Below are 17,825 nucleotides of genomic sequence, written 5' to 3'. Positions count from 1 at the left end.
CCGGTCGTCATCGGGTATGGGTTCTGAATGCCGATCCAGAACCCGCCCCCGGCCTCGACGGCGGTCCCTCCACGGGAGCCCGTCGCGCGCGACCCCTGGTTCGACAACGCCAAGATGGCGCTGGTCACACTGGTGGTCGTCGGGCACGCGTGGACGCTGTTGCCGGACAACGCCGTCACCGACCACTTCTACGACTTCCTCTACGCCTGGCACGTGCCGGCGTTCGTGCTGGTCACCGGCTACCTGTCGCGCTCGTTCAGCTACACCCGGGTCCGGATGTGGAAGCTGTTCCGGATGGTCGTGGTGCCCTACCTCGTCTTCGAGTGCGCGCTGGCGCTGTTCCGGGTCTACGTCGGGGGTGAGGAGCTCGCCGACCTGTTCCGCGACCCGCACTGGCCGATGTGGTACCTCGCCGCGCTGTTCCTCTGGCGGCTGATGACGCCGATCTTCCGGCCCCTGCCGGTCGGGCTGGTCGTGGCCGTCGCGATCAGCCTCGCGGCCGGGATGTACGCCGGCGACACCCTCGACATCGCCCGCGTGCTGGGCCTGCTGCCGTTCTTCGTGATGGGGCTCAAGGCAACCCCCGAGCGGCTCGAGCTGCTGCGCCACCGGCGCGTGCAGGTCGCGGGCGTCGTGGTGTTCGTCGCCATCTGGATCCTCACCACCTGGACCGACGTCTGGGCCAGCACCGAGTGGCTCTACTACCGCTCCCGCTACGACGAGATGGGCTATGCCGACGACCTCCGGGCGCTGCTGACCCGGGCGCTGGTGCTGGTGATCGGCACGCTGGGTGCCGCCGCGTTCCTGTCCCTCGTGCCGCGGGTGACCGGCTGGTTCACCCGGATGGGCACCTGGACGCTGGTCGTCTACCTGTTCCACGGCTTCGCGGTGAAGGGCGCCGAGTACGCCGGCTACGGCTCCTGGGCCGACGCGCACGCGGTGGTCTCGTTCGTGGTCACGACGGCCGCCGCGGTGGCGCTGGCGCTGCTGCTCGCCTGGCGGCCGCTGGCGACGCGGCTCAACGACGTGGTCGACCCGCTGGGCTACGCCGAGCGGCACGTGCGGCACGCCGTCGACCTCGCGGTGGTCAAGGACCAGGTCCAGCCCGAGATCGAGGCCGAGATCGAGGCGGAGATCGAGGCGGAGATCGAGGCCGACATCGAGACCGGCATCGAGACCGGGCACGCCCCGCGCGCGGGGGTCCGCCTCCGCTGACGCCGCGCTGACGCCGTGCTGATCCCGCGCTGATCCCGCGCTGACGGGTGACCAGCGCCACCCGGACGAAGGACCTTCGGTCCGGGCGGTCGGGACCCGCGCGCGGCGAGGATGGCTGCATGACCGGGACCGGCGGGCACGAGCGCGCGCACGCCCAGGTCGTCGTGGTGGGCGGCGGCATCAGCGGCCTGGCGACGGCGTACTTCCTGCGGCAGCGGCTCGGCCCGGAGGCCCGGCTGCGGGTGCTCGAGGCCTCGGAGCGTCCCGGCGGCAAGGTCCACACCGTGCAGGTCGCCGCCCGTCCGGTCGACACCGGGCCCGACGCCTACCTGTCCCGGGCCCCCGAGCTCGGCGGGCTGGTGGCGTCGCTCGGCCTGGCGGAGACCGTCGTCGAGCCGCAGAGCTCCGGCTCCTACGTCTGGTCCCGGGGCGCGCTGCGGCCGCTCCCGCCGGGGATGGCCTTCGGCCTGCCCGAGCGGCTGGTCCCGCTGCTGCGCTCCGGGCTGCTCCGCCCCACCGAGGTGGCCCGGGCCGGGCTCGACCTCGTGCTGCCGCCGTCCCGGCTGCCCGACGACCCGTCGGTCGCCGACCTGGTCCGGCCGCGGTTCGGTGCCGGGGTCTACGACCGGCTGGTGGCGCCCCTGCTCGGCGGCGTCCACGCCGGCGACCCGGCGCTCCTGAGCGCCACCAGCACGGTGCCCGAGATCGCCGCGATGGCCCGCTCAGGCCGCAGCCTCTACCTCACCATGCGCCGCCGGCGCCGCAGCGCCCCCACGCCAGCGGGGCGCCCGAGCGCCCCGCTGGTGTCGCTGCGTGGCGGTCTCTCCGGGCTCACCGCGCGTCTCGTCGACGAGCTCGGCCCCGAGACCGTCCTGACCGGCGCCGCGGCCCGCGGTCTCGACCGCAGGTCCGACGGATCTTGGACGGTGCGCACCGACGACCGGCTCCTCCCCGCGTCCCACGTCGTGCTCGCGACCCCGGCGTACGTCACCGCCGACCTGCTCGCGGACCTCGCGCCGGGCGCGGCCGAGCTGCTGCGCGGCATCGGGTACGTCGACGTCGCCAACGTGACCCTGGCGTTCCGGCGCGACCAGGTGCCGCCGCTGCCGCCGGGCACGGGCTTCCTCGTCCCGCCGGTCGAGGGCGAGCTGATCGTCGGCTGCAGCTGGCTGTCGCAGAAGTGGCCCCAGCCCAGCGACGACCTCGTGCTGGTCAAGGCCATGGTCGGCCGGGCCGGGGACTCACGCTGGCTCACGATGGACGACGGGGGGCTCGTCGGGGAGGTCCGCGAGGCCCTCTCGCGGATGCTCGGGATCCGTGCCGAGCCGCTCGACGGGATCGTCCAGCGGTGGCCGGCCGCGATGCCGCAGTACGTCGTCGGGCACGCCGCCCGGCTCACGGCCCTCGACGCGGAGCTGGCCGGGCTGCCGGGCCTGGACCTGACCGGCGCGGCGTACCGCGGCGTCGGCCTCGCCGGGTGCGTGGCCCAGGCCGAGGCGACCGCCACCCGCATCCTCACAGCGCAAGGAGCGTCCGCATGAACCACCCCACCGGCCACCCCCCCGGCCACCCCGCCGGCCTCACGCTGCCCCGGTCGGTCGACTACGGGCAGCGGCCGATGCTGGTGTTCTGGGAGGTCACCCGCGCGTGCCTGCTCGCCTGCCGGCACTGCCGGGCGTCCGCGGCGCCCGACCCGCTGCCGGGCGAGCTGAGCGGCGCCGAGGGGCGCGCGCTGATCGACCAGGTCGCCGCCTTCGGCCGGCCGTACCCGATCCTGATCCTCACCGGCGGGGACTGCCTGCTGCGCCCCGACGTCTTCGACATGGTGGAGTACGCCAACGGCCTGGGCGTCCCGGTCGCGATGTCGCCGTCGGTCACCCCGATGCTGACCCCCGAGACGATCGGCCGCATGGTCGACTCCGGGGTCAAGGCGGTCTCGCTCAGCCTGGACGGCGCGACGCCCGAGACGCACGACGGCGTCCGCGGCATCCCCGGCCACTTCGAGGAGACGGTGCTCGCGATCCGGGCGCTCGTCGACGCCGGGCTGAAGGTGCAGATCAACACCACCGTGATGCGCGCCAACCTCGACGAGCTCGCGGACATCGCCGCGCTCATGGCCGAGACGGGGGTCGCGATCTGGGAGGTGTTCTTCCTGGTGCACGTCGGTCGCGGCGAGGCCACCGGCGCGATCACGCCGGCCGAGCACGAGGACGTGTGCCACTTCCTGTTCGACACCTCCCACTACGGCTTCACGGTGCGCACGGTGGAGGCGCCGTTCTTCCGCAGGATCGTCGTCCAGCGCAAGGCCGGGGTGCCCGCGCCGGACACCGCGACGTACCACCGCCTCCACGACCGCCTGGTCGAGCGCGCCGGCCCGGGCCGGGGCCGGTCGACCGCGCACACCGTCTCCACCCGCGACGGCAAGGGCATCGTGTTCGTCGCCTACGACGGCGAGGTCTACCCGGCCGGCTTCCTGCCGCTCCCGCTGGGCTCGGTGCGGGACCGGCCGCTGGCCGAGATCTACCGCGACAACAAGGTGCTGCGCAGCATCCGGGCCTCGGAGTTCAGCGGCCGGTGCGGGCGGTGCGAGTTCGCCGACCTGTGCGGCGGCTCGCGGGCCCGGGCGTACGCCGACACCGGCGACCCGCTGGCCGAGGACTCGGCCTGCATCTTCCAGCCGGCCCCCGTCTGACCGCGGGCCTGACCCAGCCGGTCGGCGGGTTGCGGACCGCCCGATAGCCTTCCGCACATGGCTGGAGGGTTGTTCGCGCTGCTCGACGACGTCGCCGCGCTCGCGCGCCTGGCCGCGGCGTCGGTCGACGACGTCGGGGCCGCCGCCGGCCGGGCGACCACCAAGGCCGCCGGGGTGGTCGTCGACGACACCGCGGTGACCCCGCAGTACGTCCACGGCGTCACCGCCGACCGTGAGCTGCCGATGATCCGCCGGATCGCGATCGGCTCGATCCGCAACAAGCTGCTGCTGATCCTCCCGGTGGCGCTGGTGCTCAGCCAGTTCCTGCCGTGGCTGCTGACCCCGATCCTGATGACCGGCGGTGCCTACCTCTGCTACGAGGGGGCTGAGAAGGTCTGGGGCCGGATCCGCGGCCACGACGCGCACGGCGCCCCGGTCGCGGAGGCCGGTGCCGACGCCGAGAAGCAGATGGTCAGCGGCGCGATCCGCACCGACCTGATCCTGTCGGCCGAGATCATGGTGATCGCGCTGAACGAGGTCGCCGACGAGCCGTTCCTCAGCCGGCTGCTGATCCTCGTGGTGGTCGCGATCGTGATCACGATCGGCGTGTACGGCGTGGTCGGGGTGATCGTGAAGATTGACGACGTCGGCCTGCACCTGACCCAGCGCTCGTCGGCCGCGCTGCAGCGGCTCGGCCGCGGCCTGGTCGCGTTCATGCCGCGGCTGCTCACCACGATCTCCGTGGTCGGCACGGCCGCGATGCTGTGGGTCGGCGGCCACATCGAGCTGGTGGGGCTCGACGACCTCGGCTGGCACGCGCCGTACGACGCCGTGCACCACCTCGAGGAGAAGGTCCACGACGCGGTGTCCGGCGCGGGCGGCGCGCTCGGCTGGACGGTCAACACCGTGGCGTCCGCCGTCCTCGGCCTGATCGTCGGCGGGCTCGTCATGGTCGTCATGCACCTGCTGCCGTTCCCCAAGAAGACCGCCGCCGCTCACTGACCGTTCGCTCGGGGCCGGCCGGCCCGGGTGGCGACCAGGCGCGAGGATTCCGCCAACCGGTGATCGCCGTCCTAGGCTTTGCAGCGTCCGCGTGGGAGATCCCAAGACGTGCAGATGCACGACGCAGACCTGACTCCACCTCACGAGGAGACAACCGATGGACTTCAAGGTCGCCGACCTCTCCCTGGCCGACTACGGCCGCACCGAGATCGAGCTCGCCGAGCACGAGATGCCGGGCCTGATGGCGATGCGCGAGCGCTACGGCGCCGAGCAGCCGCTGGCCGGCGCCCGGATCGCGGGCTCGCTGCACATGACGATCCAGACCGCGGTGCTCATCGAGACCCTGGTCGCTCTCGGCGCCGAGGTCCGCTGGGCCTCCTGCAACATCTTCTCCACCCAGGACCACGCGGCCGCCGCGATCGCGGTCGGCCCGAACGGCACTCCCGAGGACCCCCAGGGCGTCCCGGTCTTCGCCTGGAAGGGCGAGACGCTGGAGGAGTACTGGTGGTGCACCCAGCAGATCCTCGACTGGCCTGCCAAGGACGGGCAGAGCCAGCTGCCGAACATGATCCTCGACGACGGCGGCGACGCCACCATGCTCGTCCACCTCGGCGTCCAGGCCGAGAAGTCCGGGCAGGCGCCCGACCCGGCGTCCGCCGGCAGCGCCGAGCAGCGGATCGTGTTCGAGGTGCTCAACAAGGTCCTCGCCGACAAGCCGAACCACTGGACCCCGATCGCCAACGCGATCAAGGGCGTCACCGAGGAGACCACCACCGGTGTGCACCGTCTCTACGAGATGATGCGCGAGGGCACGCTGCTGTTCCCGGCGATCAACGTCAACGACTCGGTCACCAAGTCGAAGTTCGACAACAAGTACGGCTGCCGCCACTCGCTGATCGACGGCATCAACCGCGCCACCGACGTCCTCATCGGCGGCAAGGTCGCCGTGGTGTGCGGGTACGGCGACGTCGGCAAGGGCTGCGCCGAGTCGCTGCGCGGCCAGGGTGCTCGCGTGATCGTCACCGAGATCGACCCGATCTGCGCGCTGCAGGCGTCGATGGACGGCTACCAGGTCACCACGCTCGAAGACGCCCTCCCGTACGCCGACATCATCATCACCGCGACCGGCAACAAGGACGTCGTCACCGTCGACCACATGCGGTCGATGAAGCACAACGCGATCGTGGGCAACATCGGCCACTTCGACAACGAGATCGACATGGCCGGCCTCGAGGCTCCCGGCGTCGCCGAGCGCAAGAACGTCAAGCCGCAGGTCGACGTGTGGACGTTCCCCACCGGCAAGGCGATCATCGTGCTCTCCGAGGGCCGTCTCATGAACCTCGGCAACGCCACCGGCCACCCGTCGTTCGTGATGTCGAACTCCTTCACGAACCAGGTGCTGGCCCAGATCGAGATCTTCACGAAGACCGAGGACTACCCGGTCGGCGTCTACGTGCTGCCCAAGCACCTCGACGAGGAGGTCGCCCGCCTGCACCTCGACGCGCTCGGGGTGAAGCTGACCCGCCTCAGCGACGAGCAGGCCGCCTACCTCGGCATCGACGCCGCCGGCCCGTACAAGCCGGAGCAGTACCGGTACTAGGGCGCCTGAGCCGAGCTTGCTCGGCTCAGGAAACACGCGCTGGGTCGAGTAGCCGCGCGACCGACGAAGGAGGTCGCGACCGGCATATCGAGACCGGTGATCGGTGGGGTGGTCACACGGGGCCGCCCCACCGGCCCGTCCTCGGGAGGTACGTCCCAAACGAGCGGGCCGGGGCTGGCACACTGGACACCATGAGCGAGCCTGCGTCCGAGAGCCTGACCAAGGGACGGATCCTGGTCGTGGACGACGACGCCTCGCTGGCCGAGATGCTCACGATCGTGCTGCGCCAGGAGGGCTTCGACAGCCACATGGTCGGCCGCGGCGACCTGGCGATGGACGCGTTCCGCGAGTACCGCCCCGACCTGGTGCTGCTCGACCTGATGCTGCCCGGCAAGGACGGCATCGACGTGTGCAAGGAGATCCGCGCCGAGTCCGGTGTCCCGATCGTGATGCTGACCGCCAAGGGTGACACGGTCGACGTGGTCGTGGGCCTGGAGTCGGGCGCCGACGACTACGTCGTCAAGCCGTTCAAGCCCAAGGAGCTGGTCGCCCGGATCCGGGCCCGGGTGCGCCGCTTCGACGCCCCGAGCCAGGAGACGCTGACGATCGGCGACCTCGCGATCGACGTCGCCGGTCACGCGGTCACCCGCGGGGGTGAGCGGATCAGCCTGACGCCGCTCGAGTTCGACCTGCTCGTGTGCCTGGCCCGCAAGCCGTGGCAGGTCTTCACGCGCGAGGTGCTCCTCGAGCAGGTGTGGGGCTACCGCCACGCCGCCGACACGCGCCTCGTCAACGTCCACGTCCAGCGGCTGCGCTCCAAGGTCGAGCACGATCCCGAGAACCCCGAGATCGTCGTGACGGTCCGTGGCGTGGGGTACAAAGCCGGAACCGCGTAGGACGACCCGTGCTCCACCTGCGCTCGTCAGCCGGCTCCCACAGGCTGCCCGAGTCCGTCCGTCGGGGGCTCACCTTCTGGCGACGCTCGATCCAGGCGCGCGTGGTGGCGAGCACGCTGATCCTGTCCGCCGGGGTCGTCAGTGTCGTGGGTTGGTTCCTGCTCCAGCAGACCCGTGACGGCCTGCTCGAGCACCGCGTCGACGCGGTCGTGGCCGAGGCGAACGACGAGACCGCCGAGGCGCGCGACCTCCTGGACGCGGCTCCGGGGATCGTCAGCGACCCCTTCGGTCAGCAGCAGTCGCTCGCCGGCACCCTGATCCAGCGCGGCGAGACCCGTGGCTACTCCGTCGTGCTGGTCGGCCCCACCACGCCCGGCAGCCGGATCGCCGACGGTGGCGCCAGCCGCACCAGGGGCCTGGACACCCGCAGTGTGCCGGGCTCGCTCGAGCAGCACTTCGACTCGTCGTCCTCGACCGCGTGGACCTACACCTCGATCCGGCGCACCGGGCCCGACGGGACCGTCACCGAGCGACCGGGCATCGCGGTCGGCTCCCAGGTGCAGCTGCCCTCGGACGCGGAGTCCTACACGCTCTACTACCTGTTCCCGCTCGACGAGCAGGAGGAGACGCTGGCGCTGGTGACCCGCGCCCTGCTGACCGCCGGCGTGCTGCTGCTCGTGCTGGTCGCCGGGATGACCTGGCTGGTCACCCGGCAGGTGGTCACCCCGATCCGGCTCGCCCGCCAGGTCGCGGAGCGGCTGGCCGCCGGGCAGCTCCAGGAGCGACTCAAGGTGTCCGGTGAGGACGACCTGGCCCGGCTCGCGACGTCGTTCAACCAGATGGCCAGCAACCTGCAACGCCAGATCCGCCAGCTCGAGGAGCTCAGCAGGGTGCAACGACGCTTCGTGTCCGACGTGTCCCACGAGCTGCGCACCCCGCTCACGACCGTGCGGATGGCCGGCGACGTCCTGCACGACGCCCGCCGGGGCTTCGACCCCGCCACGGCGCGCGCCGCCGAGCTGCTCCAGACCGAGCTGGACCGGTTCGAGACGCTGCTCGCCGACCTGCTCGAGATCAGCCGCTTCGACGCCGGCGCCGCCGTGCTGGAGCTCGACGACGTCAACCTCGTCGACGTGGCGCGCCGCATCGTCGACGTCACCCGCCCGCTGGCCGAGCAGCGGCACGTGACCGTCGAGGTCCGGGCACCCGGCGATGCCTGCCTCGCGGAGGCCGACGTGCGCCGGGTCGAGAGGATCGTGCGCAACCTGGTCACCAACGCGATCGACCACGCGGCCGCGGAGGGTCCCCATGCGGGCATCGTGCTGTACGTCGCCGGCGACGAGCATGCCGCCGCGATCGCGGTCCGAGACCACGGGGTGGGCCTGGCGCCCGGGGAGGCCTCGATGGTCTTCAACCGGTTCTGGCGTGCCGACCCGGCGCGGGCGCGCACCAGTGGCGGGACCGGGCTCGGTCTGTCGATCGCGCTCGAGGACACCCACCTGCACGGTGGCTGGCTGCAGGCCTGGGGCCGTCCGGGGGAGGGCGCGCAGTTCCGGCTCACGCTGCCGCGCCGGGCCGGTGGGGTGCTCCGGCACAGCCCGCTGCCACTGGTGCCCGCCGACGTCGCGGAGCCGGTCTCGTGACGCGCCGGGGGCTGGCCGCCCTGGCGGTGGTCCTGCTCGCCGCTCTGGTCGGCGGCTGCGTCCGCGTGCCCGACGACGGGCCGGTCGTCGAGACCCGCTCCGAGGGCGACGTCTCCACCGACACGGGGTTCTTCTTCGACCCCCGGCCGCCGGAGGACGGGGCGGCCCCGACCGAGATCGTGCGCCAGTTCCTCATCGCGATGCGGGCGGTGCCGGTCAGCACGAAGATCGCGCGCGAGTTCCTCACCGAGGACGCCGCCGCGGCGTGGAACCCGCAGGGGACGATCACCTACCCGACTCCGCCGACGCCGACCGACAGCGGCCAGGCGGTCACCATCCGGCTGCCTGACGCCAACCATCTCGACAGCCGCGGCGCCTGGCGAGGGGCGCTCCCGCGGGCGCACCGCACGATCACGTTCACGATGGCGCTCGAGGACGGCGAGTGGCGCATCGACCGGCTCCCGAACGCGCTGATCGTGCCCGAGAGCTGGTTCCAGCAGTACTTCCGCCAGGTCTCGCTGTACTACTTCGACCCCACCGCCTCGATCCTGACACCGGAGCCGGTCTTCGTGCCCCGGGGCGACCAGCTCGCGTCCTCGCTCGTCCAGGCCCTGCTGATGGGGCCTTCGCCCGACCTCTCCCGGGTCATCCAGAGCTTCATCCCTCCGGGCCTCGAGGTCTCGGTCGGCGTGACGGTGTCCGACGACGGCGTCGCCGACATCCTGCTGTCGGGGGACGGGGGGCGGCCCACGGCCAACACGATCGAGATGATGATGGCGCAGCTGGCGTGGACGCTGCGCCAGGAGCCAGCGGTGAAGAGCATCCGGCTCTCCTTCAACGGCGACCCCGTGCCGTTGCCCGGCGGCGTCTCGTCGTACCGGGTGGACGGCGGCGCCCAGTTCGACCCGGCGGGGTTCCAGGCCAGCCCGCTGCTCTACGGGCTGCGCCGCGGTGGCGTCGTCTCGGGCACGCCGACGGCCCTGGAGCCCGTGGCGGGCGCCCTCGGCGGCCGGAGCCTGGGGATGCGCTCGATCGGCGTCAGCCTGGACGCGAGCACCGTGGCCGGCATCGGTGCCAACGGCACGTCGGTCCTCGTCGGCGAGCTCGGCAGCAACAAGGACACGAAGGTCCGGACCGTCGTCAGCGGCGGCCAGGACTTCCTCAGGCCGGCCTGGGACTTCTCCGGCCGGATGTGGCTGGTCGACCGGACCAGTCGGGGGGCGCGGGTCTCGTACGTCGAGGGGACCACGGTGCGGACGCTGTGGGTGCCGGGCATCTCCGGCGAACGGGTCCGCTCGTTCCTCGTCTCACGCGACGGCAGCCGTCTGGTCGCCGTGATCAGCGGACCCGCCGGGGACGCGATCGTCGTGACCCGGATCGAGCACCGCGGGACCGGCCAGGTGCTCGGCGCCACGCGGGCACGCCGGATCGGGGCGAGCGGCGACGACGAGCTGCCGATCCGGGCGATCGCCTGGCGCAGCACCAGCAGCATCGACGTGCTCACCCCACCCGTGGCGACGGCACTCGCGATGATCGAGGCAGCCCCGGTGGACGGGTCGCCGTCCAGCATCGACCCGACGGCGGTGACGGTCGGCGGCGTGCTCACCGGGCTCGTCGGGTCCCCGGCCGGCGACGAGCCGGTCTACGGCCTGACCCGCCGGGGCCTCGTCGACGTCGGCAGCTCCGACCAGCACCTCACGCCGCTGCCGAAGGGCACCACCGGCGTGGTCTACGTCGGCTGAGAGCCCGTCCACAGGCGCGGCGGCCGGGATTGAACACCGGGCCGGCGACCTGGTGCGATCGAGCATGCTCCGCGACGTCCTGGACGGCTCGCTCGACCTGCTGCTCGGCGGCTCCTGCGTCGGCTGCGCGCGCCCCGGTCGCCCGCTCTGCGAGCCCTGCGCGGCCGGGCTTCCGGACGGGGCACGGCCCGCCTGGCCCTCGCCGGTGCCGGCTGGGCTGGCTCCGCCGTGGGCGGCGGCGGCGTACGACGGCACCGTCCGTGCCCTGGTGCTCGCGCATAAGGAGCACCGCGTGCTCGCGCTCCGCGGCCCGCTCGGCCGGTTGCTCGCCCAGGCGGTCTCGTCGGCGCTCCACGGGCAGCCCGGGGGACCGGCGGGTCCGGTGGTGCTGGTGCCCGTGCCATCGCGTCCGGGCAGCGCGCGGGCCCGTGGGCACGACCCGACCTGGTCGATCACCGTCCGTGCTGCTCGGCTCGCACGGGCCGGTGGCCTCGACGTCGTCGCGACGCGGCTGCTGCGCAGCCGGTCCGGCGTGCTCGACCAGGCGGGCCTCGGAGCGGCCGCCCGGGCCGCCAACCTGGCCGGCTCCATGCACTGCCCGGCGACGTCGCTGCGCCGCCTCGCCACCTGCCGACCCCGTGCCTCGCTGGTGGTCTGCGACGACGTGCTCACCACCGGGTCGACGGCCCGCGAGGCTCAGCGCGCCCTCGAGTCGGTCGGTCTCACGGTGGTCGCGCTCGCCGCGGTGGCGGCCACCCGCCGCCGTACCGACGCGGCGGCGGGTTCCTGGGACCTCGGTCCCTTTTGAATGCCGAGGCCTTCGACTAACGTCTGTGCATGGAGTCCGTCCGGGTCCGTGGTTGCGTCGTCGGGACGCCCCGGTCCAACCGGGCGTCACGTCGGCAAGCCGATGCCAGTCGCAGGCGAAACGGTCCACGTAACCAAGCCTTGGGGGAGTTCTCCTGGATCTCCTTCGGGGGGTCCGAGGGGGGCGGCGCCTCCCTTGTCTTGGGATCACGGTGCGGCTTAGTCGTAAGTCCTGCCTCTGCCCCGTCGCCAGATGCGACGACGGCCGGGAGAAGGCCAGTAGTGGCACTCAAGCTGCGAACGCCTCAGCAGGCGATTGTGGGGTCGAAGACCAGGTCGGCCGGACGGACTCCTCTCACCACCCCGAGCACCGGACCCCACGACAGGGGTGCCGGGGCGTCGGCCTGCCCGCAGGAGGGCGTGCTCGGACGCTGATTCATCGCTGAAACCAACTGTGCAACGGGAGGTTCACATGGAAGTTGTGGTCACCGGTCGTCATTGCGAGCTGTCGGACAGGTTCCGCAGTCACGTCGACGAGAAGCTGGGAAAGCTCGAGAAGCACGACCATCGCATCATCCGCGTGAACGTGGAGGTCGAGTGTGAGCGCAACCCGCGCCAGGCGGACCGCGCGGTGCGGCTCCAGCTGACCGCGTTCTCGAAGGGGCCCGTGATCCGGGCCGAGGCGCTGGCGGCGGACAAGATGGCCGCGCTGGACCTCGCCCTCGACAAGATGGCCGCACAGATGCGGCGCGCGTCCGACCGGCGGCGCGTGCACCGCGGACGGCGTGCACCCGTCTCGGTCGGCCAGGCGCTCGCCGAGGGGATGGAGGCCATCGACGAGACCGCTGCGGATGACCAGGTGACCACCCACGACCGCAAGGTCGGGCCGATCGACGTCTCCGGCGACGGTCCGCTGGTGGTCCGCGAGAAGACCCACGCCGCCAGCCCGATGACACTCGACCAGGCGCTCTACGAGATGGAGCTCGTGGGCCACGACTTCTACCTCTTCGTGGACAAGGAGAACGACCGGCCCTCGGTCGTCTACCGGCGCCGCGGCTACGACTACGGCGTGATCTCGCTGGACGTGGACGCGACGTCCTGAGCGAGGGACGGGTGTCGGGCCGGTCCTGATGGGCCGGTCGGCATCTCCACCACCCGATCGCGCGCCCCGGGGGGCCTGATCGTGCCATGATGCGCAGGTGGGAGACGAGACGAACGACGCCGGAGGCGAGCCGATCCGGGTGCTCGTGGTCGATGACCAGGAGCTGTTCCGCCGAGGCCTGACGATGCTGCTCGGCATCGAGCCCGGCATCGAGGTGGTCGGCGAGGCCGGCGACGGCGTCGAGGGCACCTCCCTCGCCGAGACGGCCGCGCCCGACGTCGTGCTGCTCGACATCCGGATGCCGAAGCGCTCCGGGATCGAGGCGTGCCTGGCGATCAAGGAGGCCGTCCCGTCGGCCAAGATCATCATGCTCACGGTCTCCGACGAGGAGGCCGACCTCTACGAGGCGGTCAAGAGCGGCGCTGCCGGCTACCTGCTCAAGGACTCCTCGATCGAGGAGGTCGCGCAGGCGGTCCGGGTCGTCGCCGACGGCCAGTCGCTGATCAGCCCGTCGATGGCGGTCAAGCTCATCGACGAGTTCAAGCAGATGTCGCGCCCCGAGCGCGACCACGTGCCCGGGCTGCGCCTCACCGAGCGCGAGCTCGAGGTGCTGCGTCTGGTGGCCCGCGGGATGAACAACCGCGAGATCGCCAAGGAGCTGTTCATCAGCGAGAACACCGTCAAGAACCACGTGCGCAACATCCTGGAGAAGCTCCAGCTGCACTCCCGCATGGAGGCCGTGATGTATGCCGTCAAGGAGAAGCTGCTTGAGCTGCCCTAGTGCCGGCTTGCCGGCGCTAGGAAGCAGCAGCCAGGTCGAGTAGCCGCGCGACCGAGGAACGAGGTCGCGACCGGCGTATCGAGACAGCGGTGAGCCGACAGTCGGCCTGGTGACCGACAGGGGTCTCGATGCGCTCGCTGGCGCTCGCTACTCGACCACCGGATGACGTGCTCGCTACTCGACCAACGAGTGTCGGCGCCCTGATCTAGGGTCTGGCTTCGTGGTCGACTCGCTGAGCAACGCCCAGGCACGCCGCATCGCACTCGCCGCCCAGGGCTTCCTCGACCCGCGGCACACCACCCCGACGATGCGCACGTTCACCCGCACGCTCGAGCGCACCGGCGTGCTCCAGGTCGACTCCGTCAACGTGCTCCAGCGCGCCCACTACATGCCGCTGTTCTCGCGGATGGGCCCGTACGACGTCGAGCTGCTGCGCCGGGCCGCCGAGCACCGGCCGCGGCGGATCGTGGAGTACTGGGCGCACGTGCAGGCGTTCATGCCGGTCGACCTGTGGCCGGTGATGCGGCACCGGATGGCGTCGTACCGCGAGAAGCGCGGCAAGTGGGGCTTCGTCGCCGCTGACGACGCCCTCGAGCAGAGCCTGGTGGCCGAGGTGCGCGACCGAGGTGCGTCGACCGCGCGAGACCTCGACGACGGGCTGCCCCGCGCCAAGGACAACTGGGGATGGAACTGGTCGCGGACCCGACGGGTGCTCGACTACCTCTACACCGCGGGCGAGCTCGCCATCGCCGGGCGCAACAACCAGTTCGAGATCCGCTACGACCTTCCCGAGCGGGTGTTACCCGCGGACGTCCTCGCGCAGCCCACCCCCTCGCTGGAGGACGCCAGCCGGGAGCTGGTCCGCCGGGCGGCTCGCTCGCACGGCGTCGCCACCGTCCAGGACCTTCGCGACTACTACCGGATGGAGGTCGCGCACGCGGCGCAGGCCGTGGCGGAGCTCGTCGAGGACGGTGAGCTGCTCCCGGTCACGGTCGAGGGCTGGAAGCGCCCCGGCTACCTCCACCGCGACGCCCGGCTGCCACGGCGCGTGAACGCCCGCGCGCTGCTGAGCCCGTTCGACCCGGTGGTGTGGGAGCGGGCGCGCACCGAGCAGCTCTTCGGCTTCCGCTACCGCATCGAGATCTACGTCCCGGCCGCTAAGCGGGTGCACGGCTACTACGTGCTGCCGTTCCTGCTGCGCGACCGGATCGTGGGCCGGGCCGACCTCAAGGCCGAGCGGTCGTACGCCGGGGGCGCGGGGCGGCTGGTCGTGAGGGCGGCGTACGCCGAGCCCGACGCGCCTCCTGACACGGCGGCCGAGCTGGCCGCCGAGCTGGAGTCGCTGGCGGGCTGGCTGGGGCTGGCCGACATTGTGGTGGAGCCTCGAGGTGACCTGGCGGGCGAGCTGGGTGCCGCGGTCGCGGCGCTCGGTTAGGGCCCGCTTCCCGGCCTGGGTAGAGTGGCGCAGCCAACGATTTCAGGGAGCCAAACCCACGTGCCTGCCATTCTCGACAAGATCCTCCGCATCGGCGAAGGCAAGATCCTGCGCCAGCTCGAGGCCATCTCGCAGGCGGTCAACGCCATCGAGGACGACTTCGTCGCGATGAGCGACGCCGAGCTCCAGGGCATGACCGCGGAGTTCAAGGAGCGTCTCGCCAACGGCGAGACCCTCGACGACATCATGCCCGAGGCGTTCGCGACGGTCCGTGAGGCCTCGCGCCGCGTGATCGGCCTGCGCCCGTTCGACGTCCAGGTCATGGGGGCCGCGGCGCTCCACCTCGGCAACATCGCCGAGATGAAGACCGGTGAGGGCAAGACCCTCGTCGCGGTGCTGCCGTCCTACCTCAACGCCCTGTCGGGCAAGGGCGTCCACATCGTCACGGTCAACGACTACCTGGCCAAGTTCCAGTCCGAGATGATGGGCCGGGTCCACCATTTCCTGGGCCTCACCGTCGGCGTGATCCTCCCGGAGATGCGCCCCGACGAGCGGCGCGTCGCCTACAACTGCGACATCACCTACGGCACCAACAACGAGCTCGGCTTCGACTACCTGCGCGACAACATGGCGGGCTCGATCGAGGAGTGCGTCCAGCGCGGCCACAACTACGCGATCGTGGACGAGGTCGACTCGATCCTCATCGACGAGGCGCGGACCCCGCTGATCATCAGCGGCCCCACGCAGGACGAGGTGCACTGGTACGCCGAGTTCGCGAAGATCGTGAAGACCCTCGTTCGTGACGAGGACTACGAGGTCGACGAGAAGAAGCGCACGATCTCGGTCCTCGAGCCCGGCATCACCAAGGTCGAGGACCACCTCGGCATCGACAACCTCTACGACTCCGTCAACACCCCGTTGATCTCGTTCATGAACAACTCCATCAAGGCCAAGGAGCTGTTCCACAACGACAAGGAGTACGTCGTCATCAACGGCGAGGTGCTGATCGTCGACGAGCACACCGGCCGCATGCTCGCCGGTCGCCGCTACAACGACGGCCTGCACCAGGCGATCGAGGCCAAGGAGGGCGTCCAGGTCCGCGAGGAGTACCAGACGCTCGCGACGGTCACCCTGCAGAACTACTTCCGCCTCTACGAGAAGCTCTCCGGCATGACCGGCACGGCCATGACCGAGGCCTCCGAGTTCGACAAGATCTACAAGCTCGGCGTGGTGCCGATCCCGACCAACAAGCCGATGGCGCGCGTCGACCAGCCCGACCTGGTCTACCGCACCGAGGAGGCGAAGTACGACGCCGTCGTGCAGGACATCGCCGAGCGGCACGAGAAGGGCCAGCCGGTGCTGGTCGGCACGGTCTCGGTCGAGAAGTCCGAGCACCTCTCCGCCAAGCTCAAGAAGCGCGGCATCCCGCACTCGGTCCTGAACGCCAAGGTGCACGCCGACGAGGCGAAGATCGTGGCGCTCGCCGGTCACAAGGGCGCGGTCACCGTCGCCACCAACATGGCCGGTCGAGGCACCGACATCATGCTCGGTGGCTCGGTGGAGTTCCTCGCCGACGCCGAACTGCGCAAGCGCGGGCTCGAGCCCGCGGGCGAGACCGCGGAGGAGTACCAGGCCGAGTGGCCGGGCACCCTGGAGCGGATCAAGGCGCAGGTCGCCAACGAGCACGACGAGGTCCGCGAACTCGGCGGCCTCTACGTCGTCGGCACCGAGCGTCACGAGTCCCGCCGCATCGACAACCAGCTGCGTGGACGCTCCGGCCGCCAGGGCGACCCGGGCGAGTCCCGGTTCTACCTGTCGCTCCAGGACGAGCTGATGCGGCTGTTCAAGTCCGACTGGGTCGACCGCGTGCTCCAGGTCCTCAAGATCCCAGACGACGTCCCGATCGAGAACAAGCGCGTCACCAGCGCGATCGCCAACGCGCAGGGCCAGGTGGAGTCCCAGAACTTCGAGTCGCGCAAGAACGTCCTCAAGTACGACGACGTCATGGACCGCCAGCGCAAGGTGATCTACGCCGAGCGGCGCGAGGTGCTCGAGGGCAAGGACCTGCAGGACCAGATCCGCACGTTCATCGACGACACGGTCGCCGGCTACGTCACCGGCGCGACCGAGGAGTTCGCCGAGGAGTGGGACCTCGAGGCGCTGTGGACGGCGCTGCGGCAGATCTACCCGGTCAGCCTCGACTACCACGCACTCGAGGAGGAGGCCGGCGGGCGGGCCAACATGGACCGCGACGAGCTCATCGCCGCGCTCCAGAAGGACGCCCACGACGCCTACGACCGCCGCGAGGCGGATGTCGGCGACACCGTGATGCGCGAGCTCGAGCGGCGGGTGCTGCTCTCGGTGCTCGACCGCAAGTGGCGCGAGCACCTGTACGAGATGGACTACCTCCGCGAGGGCATCTACCTGCGGGCCTACTCGCAGCGCGACCCGCTGGTCGAGTACCAGCGCGAGGGCTTCGAGATGTTCGCCGCGATGATGGACGGCATCAAGGAGGAGGCTGTCGGCTTCCTGTTCAACCTCGAGGTCCAGGTCGAGGTCGAGGAGGAAGAGGACGAGGAGGAGGTCGAGGTCGTCGAGCCGATGCGCCAGCCGGTGCCGGCGTTCGACCAGTCCGGCGAGCAGGTCGCGGGCCAGCCTCGCGAGACGCCGCAGATCCGGGCGAAGGGCCTCGAGCCTCCCAAGCAGCCGACCAAGCTGGCCTACTCCGCCCCGAGCGAGGACGGCGAGGCCGAGGTCAAGGGCACGCCCGCGTCCAACGCCGACGACGAGTTCGCCGGCGTGGGCCGCAACGACCGGTGCCCCTGCGGGTCGGGGAAGAAGTTCAAGCAGTGCCACGGTCGCCCCGGTGGCCCGACGGGGCTCACCGCACGGGTCAGCTGAGTCGTTGCC

13 protein-coding genes are annotated in these 17,825 nt (G+C 71.4%); all 13 read left to right on the top strand.

Features of this window, described 5'->3' with window-relative positions:
• The first annotated feature begins 27 nt into the window (after window positions 1–27).
• The 13 genes from QQZ14_RS09890 (at window position 28) to secA (ending at window position 17,816) form a co-directional block, all read left to right on the top strand.
• Complete coding sequence (locus QQZ14_RS09890) at window positions 28–1,215, top strand: acyltransferase family protein (RefSeq protein ID WP_284534094.1); 1,188 nt, start codon at window positions 28–30, stop codon at window positions 1,213–1,215.
• 119 nt (window positions 1,216–1,334) lie between these two features.
• Complete coding sequence (hemG, locus tag QQZ14_RS09885) at window positions 1,335–2,756, top strand: protoporphyrinogen oxidase (RefSeq protein ID WP_284534093.1); 1,422 nt, start codon at window positions 1,335–1,337, stop codon at window positions 2,754–2,756.
• The gene (locus QQZ14_RS09880) at window positions 2,753–3,907 is read left to right on the top strand and encodes a TIGR04053 family radical SAM/SPASM domain-containing protein (protein WP_284534092.1); all 1,155 of its coding nucleotides are present in this window, start codon (window positions 2,753–2,755) and stop codon (window positions 3,905–3,907) included. Before hemG ends, QQZ14_RS09880 begins: the two co-directional genes overlap by 4 nt.
• A gap of 57 nt (window positions 3,908–3,964) precedes the next feature.
• Entirely contained in the window at window positions 3,965–4,909 is a 945-nt protein-coding gene (locus QQZ14_RS09875) for a DUF808 domain-containing protein (protein WP_284534091.1), read from the top strand.
• Window positions 4,910–5,066: 157 nt separating this feature from the next.
• The gene (gene ahcY, locus QQZ14_RS09870; protein ID WP_284534090.1) at window positions 5,067–6,509 is read left to right on the top strand and encodes an adenosylhomocysteinase; all 1,443 of its coding nucleotides are present in this window, start codon (window positions 5,067–5,069) and stop codon (window positions 6,507–6,509) included.
• A 191-nt stretch (window positions 6,510–6,700) separates the two neighbouring features.
• Window positions 6,701–7,405 carry an MtrAB system response regulator MtrA gene (gene mtrA, locus QQZ14_RS09865; protein ID WP_284534089.1) on the top strand — a complete coding sequence of 235 codons (705 nt, stop codon included), beginning with the start codon at window positions 6,701–6,703 and terminating at the stop codon, window positions 7,403–7,405.
• 8 nt (window positions 7,406–7,413) lie between these two features.
• On the top strand, window positions 7,414–9,048 hold the full coding sequence (gene mtrB, locus QQZ14_RS09860) for an MtrAB system histidine kinase MtrB (RefSeq protein ID WP_284534088.1): 1,635 nt from the start codon (window positions 7,414–7,416) through the stop codon (window positions 9,046–9,048).
• Window positions 9,045–10,790, top strand: coding sequence for an LpqB family beta-propeller domain-containing protein (locus QQZ14_RS09855; protein ID WP_284534087.1), 1,746 nt, complete (start codon window positions 9,045–9,047; stop codon window positions 10,788–10,790). Before mtrB ends, QQZ14_RS09855 begins: the two co-directional genes overlap by 4 nt.
• A gap of 64 nt (window positions 10,791–10,854) precedes the next feature.
• Window positions 10,855–11,598: a ComF family protein gene (locus QQZ14_RS09850; protein ID WP_284534086.1), complete on the top strand. Its 744-nt coding sequence runs from the start codon at window positions 10,855–10,857 to the stop codon at window positions 11,596–11,598.
• Between the two features lie 471 nt (window positions 11,599–12,069).
• The gene (hpf, locus tag QQZ14_RS09845; protein WP_284534085.1) at window positions 12,070–12,699 is read left to right on the top strand and encodes a ribosome hibernation-promoting factor, HPF/YfiA family; all 630 of its coding nucleotides are present in this window, start codon (window positions 12,070–12,072) and stop codon (window positions 12,697–12,699) included.
• A gap of 97 nt (window positions 12,700–12,796) precedes the next feature.
• Window positions 12,797–13,480 carry a response regulator gene (locus QQZ14_RS09840; RefSeq protein ID WP_284534084.1) on the top strand — a complete coding sequence of 228 codons (684 nt, stop codon included), beginning with the start codon at window positions 12,797–12,799 and terminating at the stop codon, window positions 13,478–13,480.
• A 220-nt stretch (window positions 13,481–13,700) separates the two neighbouring features.
• Window positions 13,701–14,915: a winged helix-turn-helix domain-containing protein gene (locus QQZ14_RS09835; protein ID WP_284534083.1), complete on the top strand. Its 1,215-nt coding sequence runs from the start codon at window positions 13,701–13,703 to the stop codon at window positions 14,913–14,915.
• Window positions 14,916–14,975: 60 nt separating this feature from the next.
• Window positions 14,976–17,816: a preprotein translocase subunit SecA gene (gene secA / locus QQZ14_RS09830; protein WP_284534082.1), complete on the top strand. Its 2,841-nt coding sequence runs from the start codon at window positions 14,976–14,978 to the stop codon at window positions 17,814–17,816.
• The last annotated feature ends 9 nt before the right edge of the window (window positions 17,817–17,825 follow it).

It is taken from the genome of Nocardioides sp. T2.26MG-1 (assembly GCF_950101795.1).
Classification (GTDB): Bacteria; Actinomycetota; Actinomycetes; order Propionibacteriales; family Nocardioidaceae; genus Nocardioides.
This window is presented reverse-complemented; position numbering and strand designations above follow the sequence as displayed.